7 protein-coding genes and 1 pseudogene are annotated in these 12301 nt (G+C 64.1%); 1 reads left to right on the top strand and 7 read right to left on the bottom strand.

Annotated elements, in window-relative coordinates; translation table 11 throughout:
* Nucleotides 1-69: 69 nt before the first annotated feature.
* Genes BFL43_RS24015 through BFL43_RS24005 form a run of 3 tightly spaced genes read right to left on the bottom strand, consistent with a single transcriptional unit; the run spans nt 70 to nt 2995 of the window.
* The gene (locus BFL43_RS24015; protein ID WP_143695534.1) at nt 70-672 is read right to left on the bottom strand and encodes a TetR/AcrR family transcriptional regulator; all 603 of its coding nucleotides are present in this window, start codon (nt 670-672) and stop codon (nt 70-72) included.
* Between the two features lie 44 nt (nt 673-716).
* On the bottom strand, nt 717-2300 hold the full coding sequence (locus BFL43_RS24010) for an AMP-binding protein (protein ID WP_084895474.1): 1584 nt from the start codon (nt 2298-2300) through the stop codon (nt 717-719).
* A 56-nt stretch (nt 2301-2356) separates the two neighbouring features.
* Nucleotides 2357-2995 carry a nitroreductase family protein gene (locus BFL43_RS24005; protein ID WP_084895472.1) on the bottom strand — a complete coding sequence of 213 codons (639 nt, stop codon included), beginning with the start codon at nt 2993-2995 and terminating at the stop codon, nt 2357-2359.
* A 232-nt stretch (nt 2996-3227) separates the two neighbouring features.
* Between BFL43_RS24005 and BFL43_RS24000 the strand changes: the two genes are divergently transcribed.
* A complete protein-coding gene (locus BFL43_RS24000; protein WP_143695532.1) occupies nt 3228-5135 on the top strand; it encodes an NAD(P)/FAD-dependent oxidoreductase in 1908 nt (635 codons plus the stop codon).
* A 15-nt stretch (nt 5136-5150) separates the two neighbouring features.
* Here BFL43_RS24000 and BFL43_RS23995 read toward each other — a convergent pair whose 3' ends face one another.
* From BFL43_RS23995 to BFL43_RS23980, 4 genes and pseudogenes are all read right to left on the bottom strand, one after another.
* Complete coding sequence (locus BFL43_RS23995; protein ID WP_084895718.1) at nt 5151-8534, bottom strand: pyruvate carboxylase; 3384 nt, start codon at nt 8532-8534, stop codon at nt 5151-5153.
* A gap of 167 nt (nt 8535-8701) precedes the next feature.
* Entirely contained in the window at nt 8702-9826 is a 1125-nt protein-coding gene (locus BFL43_RS23990; RefSeq protein ID WP_084895470.1) for a bifunctional 2-methylcitrate synthase/citrate synthase, read from the bottom strand.
* The gene (prpB, locus tag BFL43_RS23985; protein WP_084895716.1) at nt 9817-10749 is read right to left on the bottom strand and encodes a methylisocitrate lyase; all 933 of its coding nucleotides are present in this window, start codon (nt 10747-10749) and stop codon (nt 9817-9819) included. The genes BFL43_RS23990 and prpB overlap by 10 nt, the downstream gene beginning before the upstream one ends.
* Nucleotides 10750-10760: 11 nt before the next feature.
* Nucleotides 10761-12267: pseudogene (locus BFL43_RS23980) on the bottom strand (MmgE/PrpD family protein).
* Between the last annotated feature and the right edge of the window lie 34 nt (nt 12268-12301).

Genomic DNA, 12301 nt, shown 5'->3' with positions numbered 1-12301 from the left:
CCCTTCTGGCGGACGCGACCTGGGGTTTTGTTCGCCAGAAGGGCACAGTTTCGGAGTCGGTGGATCCGTTCAGGATCCGCTCTGGAGGACTCCGTCCAGCGCGTACGAGGTATAGGTGTCGGCGAGAGCGGCGACGTTCTCGCCGTCATGCAACCACCAGCTGATCCCGTTCATCATGTCCAGGATCGCCACCGCGGCCTGGTGCGGATTGCCGGTGTGGAACTCGCCCGCAGCGACGCCGGCGGCGATCACGTCGCGCACTCGCCGTTGGTAGTACTTGCGGATGTCGGTGATCTCGGCGAGGTGCTTCGGGGTCAGCGCGGTTTGCTCACGAAGACTGACGAGGTGCTCGGTCTGGTGTTCGGCCAGGCTGAGGATGTGGGCCCGCATGAGATTCGCGAGCCGTTCCCGTGGCGTCCCCGCTGCATCGAGAAGGGGCATGTGTTGATCCTGCAGTTCCCGGGTCATCCGCAGCGCGATCGCGTACATGATCTCTTCTTTGCTGGAGAAGTGGTTGTACAGACTTGCACCCCGGATACCCACGGCTCGGGCGATGTCCCGCATACCGACCGTGTGATAGCCCTGCTCGGCGAAGAAATCCGCAGCGGCCGAGACAATCTCGCCGCGACGCCCTTCACCTGCGCCACGCGGGCGCGCCCGACCACCCGGCAATGGGACGACGGTGGCGTCGTCACCCGACTTCGGAGACACCGGCACTACGCGCTCACCTGACCGTGGAGTCTGCGTAGTTCACGCTTGAGCAGTTTTCCCTGCGGGTCGACCGGTAGATCGGTCACCAGGTGGATCTTCTTGGGGGTCTTGAAACTCGCGATCGACTGTTTGCAGTGATCTATGAGCGCAGCCGCATCAGCTTCCGAACCCTCGCGGACGATCACGAACCCCGTCACCACTTCGGACCAGTAGTCGTCCGGGAGACCGACGACCGCGGCACGGATCACGTCCGGATGACTCTGCAGCGCTCGCTCGACTTCCTGCGAAGAGACATTCATGCCACCGGTTTTTATCATGTCTTTGCTGCGGTCGAGGAAGAACAGGTTGCCATCGTCGTCGCGGCGCACGATGTCGCCGGTGTGCACCCAGCCGTCCCGAAGAACCTGTGCGGTGCGCTCGGGGTCTCGAAAGTACCCCGACATCACCGACGGCGACCGACAGATGAGCTCACCGCTATCAGCCGGCTGTCCGTCGGCGTCGATGATCTCGATCTCCAGATGTGAGACCGGCTTCCCGATCCAGGTGGGGTCCCCGTCCGGGATGTCCTCGAGATGCCGGAACCAGCCGACGCTACCCAGCTGCGACAGTTCGGACTGGCCCCAGTACGTCCCCCAGGTGATGCCCGGGGCCGAGTCGGCCCAGGCCTTGATCGCGTGGGGTGACACCTGACCTCCATAGGTCATGCACCGCTGGACGGTTCCGACCGATTCGGGGCCGAAGTCGGGATGGTTCGACAGGCCGATGTAGAACGTCGGGGTCTGCGCGAGAACCGAGATCTTCTCATCACGGATCATCCTCAGCGATGCCCCCGCCTCCGTCGTGGCCGGAAGGACCAGCGTCGCCCCCATCATCGTCAATGTCGTCATCGACCCGATGCCGGCGATCGTGTGAAAAGGCATGACGTACAACCAGATGTCGTCGGGTTGGGTACGCAGACCCCAACTCCACGCCGGACCCGTGGAGATCAGGTAGTTGCGATGGGTGATCATCACGCCCTTGGGAGCCGCTTCGGTACCGCTCGTATAGACGATCATCGCGAGATCGTGTTCATCGACCTCACAGTCGGGCTCGACCGGGTCCGCGTTGCGGAGTTGCTCGTCGAACGACATCCAGCCGTCGACCCCCTCGCCGCCGAAGACGAGGTGGTGGTCGATGGCGAGATCGCCCCGCACGGCATCGACCACCGCGGTGAACTCGGCACCGGCCAGCACCACCGTGGGTTCGAGGTGCGAGAGCTGTTGGTGCACCTCGGTCGCACCGAACATGACGTTGATCCCGGAATAGGCCGCACCGATCTTGAGCGCTCCGTAATAGGCGACAACGGTGTCCACGTGGTTGCGGGCGATGACTGCGACCCGATCTCCCCGACCGACACCCAGCGCCAGCAGGGCGTTGGCGCATCGGTTGGCGCGCTGGTCGAGCTCGGCATAGGTGCACACATCACGGACACCGGAGGTGTCATAGCTGATGAAAGCCGGCTTCGTGGGCAACGTCCTGGCATGCCGGCGAAGCTGATCGCCGAGCGTGGCACGCCCCAGCGCGGTGGTGTGAATTGCGTTCAAAGACATACGTTTCAGATCTCCGAGGTGAGGAAGCCGACGAGATGAGGTTGTTGCCGCCGTGGCTACCGAAACATCGGTGCGTCGAACTCGTCGATCGAGACGATGTCCTCGACCGGGCTCCGGGTCAGCTTGGTCGGGAAGTGATCGCGCGGGTAACCCACGGCGATGTGTGCGGCGGTCAAGTACCCCTCCGGAATCCCCAGCAGTTCGTTGACGGCCGGCTCCTCGTGGCAGAGAAGGGTCGTCACGGCGCTCGCGACGCCTTGCTCGCGCAGCGCCAGACACAGGTTCTGCATCGTCGGATAGATCGACGCCCCACCGACGACGCTGAGTCTGTCGAGTTCGGCGTCGGTCGGATGCAGGCCGGCGAGTTCGGCGACCACCACGATCAACACCGGCACGGAGGCCAGATTGTGAGCGAACTCGTTGGCGCTGCGGATGGTCTTGGGCACCGCTCCGACGTCTTTGGTGCCGTCGCTGATCGCGGCGTAGTACGCCTCCCAGTACGGGAGGTAGAGATCGGCGAGCGCCTTCTTCTTTGCCTCGTCCCGAACCACGATCCACCGGACCGGCTGGCGGTTGCCACCCTGCGGCCCGAAGCGTGCGACGTCGAAGGCGTCGTACAGGACTTTGTCGGGTACCGGCTCGTCGGAATAGTGCCGACAGGTGCCGGTGGTCCGCATCGCCTCGGAAAGCTCCATCAAAACTCCTTGATAACCAGGGCGGCATGATTCAGTCATGCTTATCTGACTGACAGCCGTTAGCGTGATCGCAGTCACAGCATCCCTGCCGGTAAACGTCTCTGTCAAGCCTCCCGGCCGAATCCGGCCCCATCCGACAGCTACTGAGAATTGGGCTTGCGCAATCTGGACTATCCGTGGTTAGTCTTTTGAGGTGAACCATCAGCCCATCGCGTCCGCACCCTCGGATGACGTGGACCCAGCTCGGTTGAGTCGGGCCGTCGACGCCGCGAACATCCCGACCCTCGTCGCGGTGCTCTACCAGTTGACCGCCGACCGGCGCTGGCTCACCGAGCGCTACCGCCCCACCCGTAGCCGCGGCATGGACGACAACATGACCGGAGGGCTCCCGGACGAGGTCCAAGACGAGATCCGCGCAGCGACTGTCGACGCGGTCCTCGAATGGATCCGGGGCGCCGCGCCGGCCAACGAGACCCTCGACCTCGACGAGCTGATGGAGGTCATGGAGTTCACGATGGGTGAACCCGTTCCCCACGAGTTCGGCCCCATGATGAGTGAGGTCCTGGGCTTCGACGACACCCCCGCACCCCGTCCGCGCCGCGAGGTGCCCAGCGATTTCTCCGTGGTCGTCATCGGGGCCGGTATCGCCGGGATGCTCTCGTCGGTGCGCCTGACCCAGGCGGGCATCACCCACGTCGTGCTGGAGAAGAACGCCAACGTCGGTGGATCCTGGTGGGAGAACACTTATCCCGGCGCCGGTGTGGACACACCCAGCTACCTGTACTCACTCTCGTTCTTTCAGCATCCCTGGTCGACGCACTTCGGTAAACGGGACGAGGTGCAGCACTACCTCGAGAAGTTCGCCGACGCCTACGATCTGCGATCGAAGATCCGGTTCGGCACCGAGGTCGAGAGTGCGATCTACAACGAGGCCGAGCAGAGCTGGACCATCACCGCACGTGACGCCGAGGGCTCCCCGATCACCCTGTGCGCCAACGCAGTCATCAGTGCTGTCGGTCTGCTCAACCGCCCGAAGACACCGGCGCTTCCCGGCATCGAATCGTTCACCGGCGAACTCTTCCACTCGGCGCGGTGGCCATCGGATATCGACCTCCGCGGCAAGCGCGTGGCGATCGTCGGCGCCGGCGCGAGCGCCATGCAGATCGGCCCCGCGATTGCAGATGCCGTTGACGACCTGACGATCTTCCAGCGTTCACCGCAGTGGATCGCGCCCAACGACGTCTACTTCTCCGAAGTAGGCGACGATGTCCACTGGTTGATGGATCACGTGCCCTACTACCACGAGTGGTATCGCGTCCGACTGTCCTGGATTTTCAACGACAAAGTCCATCCGACACTGACTGTCGATCCGGAGTGGTCTGAGCCGAGGCTGTCGATCAACGCGACCAACCACGCACACCGCGGTTTCTACACCCGCTACCTCGAAGACGAACTCGAGGGCAGACCCGATCTCGTCGACAAGTGCCTACCCGACTACCCACCTTTCGGTAAGCGAATGCTGCTGGACAACGGTTGGTACCGGATGTTGAAACGTCCTGGGGTCCAGCTGATCACAGAAGGCGTCGCCGAGATCACCCCTACCGGACTCAAGGACGCCGACGGCCAAGAGTACGAATTCGACGTCATCATCATGGCGACCGGCTTCCACACCGACCGGTTGCTGTATCCGATGGACGTGATCGGCCGGTCCGGCGAGACTACGCGGGAGGCGTGGGCCGAACACGATGCCCGCGCGTATCTCGGTGTCACCGTGCCCGATTTTCCGAACCTGTTCATCATGACCGGCCCCAACACAGCATTGGGCCACGGCGGTAGTTTCATCACGATGCTCGAGTGCCAGGTCCGCTACATCATGGATGCCCTGGAGCAGATGATCGATGGCGACCTGGGCGTGATCGAGTGCCGCAGAGACGTTTACGACGACTACAACCGTGCCGTCGACAATGCACACAGCACTATGGTGTGGACTCACCCAGGGATGAGCAACTGGTATCGCAACGCCGACGGCCGCGTGGTCGCGGTGCTGCCTTGGCGGATCATCGACTACTGGACGATGACCCGCCACGCAGATCTCGCGGATTACGTGACCGAGACCGCATCGACCGCGACACAGCACTGACCAGATTCGTGCGGTCTACTCGAGTTCGATGAGGAGGTCGCCGCCTTCGACGCTGGTGACCGAGGAGATGGCAACACGTTTGACGGTGCCACCGGCCGGTGCGGTGATCGCGGCTTCCATCTTCATCGCTTCGATGGACCCGATGGCGGCGCCGGCCGCGAGTTTCTCGCCGGGTTCGACGACGATGGTCACCACGCCTCCGAAAGGTGCGGCAATGTGTTTGGGGTTACCCGCCACAGCTTTTTCGGCAGCGGTGTCGGTCACATCCAAGGACCGGTCACGGACCTGGACCGGGCGGAGTTGTCCGTTGAGGATGCACATGACCGTCCGCATCCCCCGCTTGTCGGGTTCACTGATCGCCTCCAACCCGATCAACAACTCCACACCGGGTTCGAGTTCCACGCGGTGCTCGTCGCCGTAGCGCAGGCCGTAGAAGAACTGGTTCGCCGACAACCTCGAGGTGTCGCCGTAGGCCTTCTGGTGCTCCTCGTACTCGCGGGTGGGTCCCGGGAACAGCAACCGGTTGAGCGCCGCCCGCCGCACCTTCTCCTCGGCGGACCCCAACTGCTCGGTGTCCTCATCCGACAAAGCGACAACCGGTTTGGGTTCCGCTCTTCCCTCCAACGCACGGGTGCGCAGTGGTTCGGGCCAACCACCGGCCGGGTCGCCGAGTTCCCCGCGCAGGAACCCGATCACCGAATCAGGAATGTCATAGGCGGTGGGGTCTTCGGCGAACTCGGCCGCGGAAATGCCTCGCCCGACCAACGTCAACGCCAAATCCCCGACGACCTTCGAGGAGGGGGTGACCTTGATCAACCGGCCCAGCATGTGGTCGGCGTCGGCGTACGCGCCTTCGACATCTTCGAACCGATCCCCCAACCCCAACCCGATGGCCTGCTGACGCAGGTTCGACAGCTGCCCACCGGGGATTTCGTGGGTGTACACCCGCCCCGTCGGGGCGGGGAGCCCGGACTCGAACGGCGCGTACACCTTGCGCAGTGCTTCCCAGTACGGCTCGATATCACACACCGCCGCCAGATCCAGGCCGGTGTCGTAGTCGGTGTGCGCCGTCGCCGCCACGATCGCCGACAACGCCGGTTGCGATGTGGTCCCGGCCATCGCCGCCGAGGCACCGTCGACAGCATCAGCACCGGCAGTCCACGCCGCCAAATACGTCGCCAACTGCCCGCCGGGAGTGTCGTGGGTGTGCACATGCACCGGCAGATCAAAGTTTTTCCGCAGTGCACTGACCAAAGTGGCAGCCGCTTGCGGCCGCAACAACCCGGCCATGTCTTTGATCGCCAGAATATGCGCGCCCGCCTCCACGATCTGCTCAGCCAACCGCAGGTAGTAATCCAGCGTGTAGAGATCCTCAGCCGGATTCGACAGATCCCCCGTATAGGACAGGGCGACTTCGGCGATGGTGGTGCCGGTCTCGCGGACGGCGTCGATCGCCGGCCGCATCTGATCGACGTTGTTCAGCGCGTCGAAGATCCGGAAAATATCGATGCCCGTCGCGGCAGCTTCCTTGACGAACGCGGTCGTCACCGACTCTGGATAGGGGGTGTAGCCGACGGTGTTACGGCCCCGCAGCAGCATCTGCAGGTTGATGTTCGGCATCGCCTCGCGCAACTCCGCCAGGCGCTCCCACGGGTCTTCTTTGAGGAACCGCAGCGCCACATCGTAGGTCGCGCCTCCCCAGCACTCGACGGACAACAACTGCGGCGTCAGCGCCGCCACATACGGCGCCACCGCGACCAGGCCGCTGGTCCGCACCCGCGTCGCCAGCAACGACTGATGAGCATCACGGAACGTGGTGTCGGTGACCCCCAACGCTGTTGATGCCCGCAGATCCGCCGCAAACCCGGCGGGGCCGAGCTTCAACAAACGTTGCCGAGAGCCATCGGGCGGCGTCGAGATGTCGACATCAGGGAGCTTGTCGCGGGGGTAGACCGTCGCCGGGCGGTCGCCGTGGGGCTTGTTGACCGTCACATCAGCGAGGTAGTTGAGGATGCGGGTGCCGCGGTCCGCCGACACCCGCGAGGTCAGCAGTTGGGGTCGTTCTTCGATGAACGAGGTCGTGACCCGGCCCTCGCGGAAATCGGGATCATCCAAGACCGCTTGCAGGAACGGGATATTGGTGGCGACCCCGCGGATCCGGAACTCGGCCACCGCCCGCCTCGCCCGCGCCACCGCCGTCTCGAAATCGCGGCCACGACAGGTCAGCTTGACCAACATCGAATCGAAATGCGCACTGACCTCAGCACCCAGAGTGGCGCCACCATCAAGGCGCACCCCGGCACCGCCCGGGGTGCGATAGGCAGTGATCCGCCCCGTATCGGGGCGGAAACCGTTCGTGGGGTCTTCGGTGGTGATGCGGCACTGCAACGCCGCACCCCGAATCTGCACCGTGTCCTGCGAGAGCCCTAAGTCTTCGAGTGATTCTCCGGAGGCGATCCGCATCTGTGACTGCACCAAATCCACATCGGTGATCTCTTCGGTGACGGTGTGCTCGACCTGGATCCGCGGGTTCATCTCGATGAACACATGCCGGCCCTCCCGGTCGACCAAAAACTCGACCGTCCCCGCACACGTGTAGCCGATCTTCTCCGCGAACGCGACGGCATCAGCGCAGATCTTCTCCCGCAACCCCGGCGGCAGATTCGGGGCCGGCGCCAACTCGATGACCTTCTGATGACGGCGCTGCACCGAACAATCACGTTCGAACAGATGCATCACATTGCCATGCTGGTCGGCCAGGATCTGCACTTCGATGTGCCGGGGTTCGATGACCGCTTGTTCGAGGAACACCGACGGATCACCGAACGCCGAATCGGCCTCCCGCGCGGCGGCCTCGATCGCCTCCCGCAGACCCTCGATGGTCTCCACCCGCCGCATACCCCGGCCGCCGCCACCGGCGATCGCCTTGACGAACACCGGGAACGTCATCGACTCGGCCGCAGCCATCAACGCATCCACATCGGCCGAGGCCTCCGACGACGCCAGTACCGGCAGACCGGCGTCGCGGGCCGCGGCGATCGCCCGCGCCTTGTTGCCCGTCAACTCCAAGATGTCTGAGCTGGGCCCGACGAACGTGATCCCGGCGTCGGCGCACGCTGCCGCCAGATCCGGGTTCTCCGACAGGAAGCCGTAGCCCGGGTAGATCGCGTCCGCGCCCGCGCGCTGGGCGGCGGCGATGATCTCGGGCACCGACAGATACGCCCGCACCGGATGTCCCGGCTCACCGATCTGATATGCCTCATCAGCTTTCAACCGGTGAACAGAATTACGGTCCTCATACGGAAACACCGCGACCGTGCCCGCACCCAGCTCATACGCCGCACGAAACGCCCGGATCGCGATCTCGCCACGATTGGCCACCAACACCTTGCGAAACATCAACGCTCCTCCACGCTCACGGACACTGAACAACCTCACCACGACTTCACCCGGCGCGGTGCAGCGAATCGCAGATTGCGACCACAACCTCAGGCGGTCGAGGTCGTCTCCGCTGGTTCCCTGCACGGCCTGACAACTCTACGACCGGACGTAGAACTCACAGAGGGTCAGGCACTGAGTGTGCGTTGCACGGGGCCGCTGTAGTCGCTCAGTGGGCGGATCAGCGCATTGGCTCCTTCCTGCTCGATGATGTGTGCGGTCCACCCCGTGATGCGGCTCATCACGAAGATCGGGGTGAACGACTCGATCGCGAAACCCATCAGGTGATATGCCGGGCCGGTCGGGAAGTCCAGGTTCGGTTTGATACCGGTCGCGGCCACCATGAGCTGTTCCAACTCATCCGAGATGGCCAGCCAACGGCCTCCGTCGGATGTTGTAGTCGCACTGGCGACGTCGGCAAGAGCCGCCTTCATGGTGGGAACGCGCGAGTCGCCGTGCTTGTAGACACGATGGCCGAAGCCCATGATCTTCTCGTTGTTCGCGAGCTTGGTCTCCAGCCATTCTCGCGCCCGCTCCGGCCTGTCGATCTCGATCAGGTCATGCATGACGGCCTCGTTCGCACCACCGTGCAAAGACCCCTTGAGTGCCCCGATGGCCGCCGTGACCGCGCTGTAGATATCCGACCGGGTCGAGGTGACGACGCGGGCGGCGAAGGTCGAGGCATTGAATCCGTGCTCTGCGTAGAGGACCATCGACTTCTCGAAGGCGCGGACGATGACGGGATCAGGCACCTCACCGAAACACATGTTGAGGAAGTTCTCGCTGTAGCCGAGGTGCACGTCGGGCGGGATCTGATCGAACCCCCGCCTGCGCCGCATGTCGGCCGCGACGATCGTCGGGAGCACCGCCATCATGCGCAGCGACTTGTCGAGGTTCTGCGCGGCGTTGTCCTCTTCCGGGTCCTCGGCGCCGAGGAAGCTGATCGCCGTACGCACGACGTCCATCGGGTGGCAGTTGTCAGGGATCCGGTTCAGCAGACTCAGCAACGAGCGGTCGGCACGTCGATAGGACCGCTCGCGCTCGGTGAACATTTCCAGCTGGCTGTCGTTCGGGAGCTCGCCATGCCACAGCAGATATGCGACCTCTTCGAAGCTGCAGCGCGCGGCGAGGTCCTGCACCGGGTATCCGCGGTAGGTCAGCGAGTTGGTCTCCTGCACCACTTTGGAAATCGCCGTGGTGTCGACCACCACACCGGCCAACCCCTTGTGAATCGTGGGTGTGCTCATCGGGATCCTCCCGGGATCGTGAAATCGAAGATGTTCTGGTCGAACTCGTTGTAGTCGGGGTAGCGAAGGAGCTCGTACAGCCTGCTGCGGTGTTGCATGGTGTCGAGGATCCCCGATTGCGTTCCCGCGGAATCGATCTCGCGCAGTCCCTGCTCGATGGCGAACATCGCCAGCCGCAGCGTTGTCACCGGGTAGATCACGGCGTTGAAACCGAGATCCTCGAGTTGTTTGGCGGAGAGCAGCGTGCTCTTGCCGAACTCGGTCATGTTCGCCAGCAGCGGGACGTCCACGGCCTCACGGAATGCCTCGAACTCGTCGGGAGCGGTGAGCGCCTCGGCAAAGATCAGATCAGCACCTGCGTCGGCATAGGACTTCGCACGCTCGATGGCCGCGTCCAACCCCTCGATGGCGCGGGCATCCGTACGGGCGCAGATGACGAAGTTCTCATCCCGCCGCGCCGAGACAGCCGCTTTCACCCGACCCAGCATCTGTTCTGCGGGGACCACAGCTTTTCCGTCGAGGTGTCCGCAGCGCTTCGGGTTGACTTGATCTTCGAGGTGGCAGCCTGCCAGGCCTGCGTCCTCGAGCATCGTGATGCTGCGAGCAGCGCTCATCGGCTCACCAAATCCGGTATCGGCGTCGATCAAGGTCGGCAGATCGGTCGCGGCTGCGATCTGCCTGCCGCGGTCGGTGACCTCTGTCAGGGTGGTCAGACCGATGTCCGGCAGACCGAGGTCGGCAGAGAGAGCAGCTCCGGAGACGTACACACCCTCGAAGCCGACGTCCGCGACCAGCTTGGCCACCAGGGGCGAGAACGCACCCGGCATACGCACGATCGAGCCACTGCTCAGGCCGCGACGCAGAGCGATCCGACGATCCGTGGCGCTCACAGTGGAGCCGAGGAGATGGCCCGCGCTCGAACTGCTCAAATGGCCCGCCATCAGAAGATCCCGTTCGGGATGACCGGAGCCGTCGCCAGCACCTCCGGACGCACCAGGACATTGAGTTCGCCGAGCTTGCCCGCGGGCAGTTCGGCGACGCCCGCGACGGCGGCAAGGAACCGATCCCGCTCCGCGGAGTCGATGACATGCGCTGCCAAGTCGGTGACCTTGCCCTCGTACTGCTTGCGGGCGAATGGTCGGGCACCCTGCGGATGCGCGTCGGCCACTGCGAGTTCATCGGTGATGACCTCACCGTTCGTCAACGTGACCACCGCACGGGCACCGAACGCCCGCTTCTCCGGATCCGGATCGTGATAGCACGCAGTCCATTCGACATCCTCGACCGTGGAGATCTTGTTCCGGAGTTCAACGGTGTCGGGCCGGCAGGCACGCTCGGGGGCGTAGGAGGTCTCGTGATGCCAGACGCCGTCCTGCAGAGCGACCGCGAAGATGTACATCACCGAGTGGTCGAGGGTCTCACGAGAAGCCTTGGGGTCGAACTTCTGCGGATCATTCGAGCCGGTACCGATGACGACGTGGGTGTGATTGCTGGTGTGCAGCACGATGGATTCGATCTGGGTGGTGTCACCGACGCGATCACGGAGCCGCCGGGGCCAGATCGATGGGAGCCTGGCTCTGGTACTCGGCCGAATGTTCCTTGGTGTAGCTGTCGAGGATCGCCCGTTTCGCCTCGCCGGCCTCGGGCAGCGGAACCTCGTACGCGCCGTCTGGTCCGTCGAGCAGCCAGGCGATCACACCGTCTTCCCCTTCCCAGATCGGCGACGGGGCCCCTTCACCGCGCATGGTGCGGTCAACGGCTTCGACGGCGATCTTGCCCGCATGAGCGGGAGCAAAGGCCTTCCAGCTGGAGATTGCGCCCTTGCGTGATTGCCGGGTCGCGGTGGTCAGGTGCACGGCCTGACCAACAGCTTGGTAGATCGACTCCTCGTCCAGACGCAGCATGGTGCCGAGACCGGCCGCGGCCGAGGCTCCGAGGTGCGCGACGTGGTCGATCTTGTGCTTGTGCAGGGAGATTCCGCGCACGAGGTCGATCTGGATCTCGTAGGCGGTGGCCAGACCACGGATGAGGTCGGCGCCGCTGACGCCGAGATGCTGTCCGACCGCGACCAATGCGGGGATGTTGTCTCCGGGATGCGAGTACTCGGCTGCGAGGAAGGTGTCGTGGTAGTCGAGTTCACGTACCGCAACACCGTTCGCCCACGCGGCCCACTCCGGCGAACAGCCGCCGGCAACACCGAACACACCGGCGCCACCAGAGCTGACCGGGTGCGCGAGCGCCTGCGCACGGGCGACCGTCACCGGACGGCGGACCACCGATGCTGCACTGACCGCTGCGTTGTCGATGATGCGATTGCGCACCATCTCGGCCGTCTCTTCCGGGACCGCGACCGGATCTGCGGCAACCTCGGCGATCTTCTGCGCCAGGTGCTCAGAGCGCGGGAACTCGTCGGTGCTACGACGGGTCCGAACGATGTGTTTGATCATGATTCGCACAGTACGCAGAGCCTCTACCGCCACA

Origin of the sequence: Williamsia sp. 1135, from assembly GCF_002095395.1 — a bacterium.
Lineage (GTDB): Bacteria > Actinomycetota > Actinomycetes > Mycobacteriales > Mycobacteriaceae > Williamsia.
This window is presented reverse-complemented; position numbering and strand designations above follow the sequence as displayed.

Excerpts from the sequence above, each read along its gene's own strand:
- BFL43_RS23995 (WP_084895718.1), bottom strand. The coding sequence starts at position 8,534 with ATGTTTCGCAAGGTGTTGGTGGCCAATCGTGGCGAGATCGCGATCCGG.
- BFL43_RS24005 (WP_084895472.1), bottom strand. The coding sequence starts at position 2,995 with ATGGAGCTTTCCGAGGCGATGCGGACCACCGGCACCTGTCGGCACTAT.
- BFL43_RS24010 (WP_084895474.1), bottom strand. The coding sequence starts at position 2,300 with ATGTCTTTGAACGCAATTCACACCACCGCGCTGGGGCGTGCCACGCTC.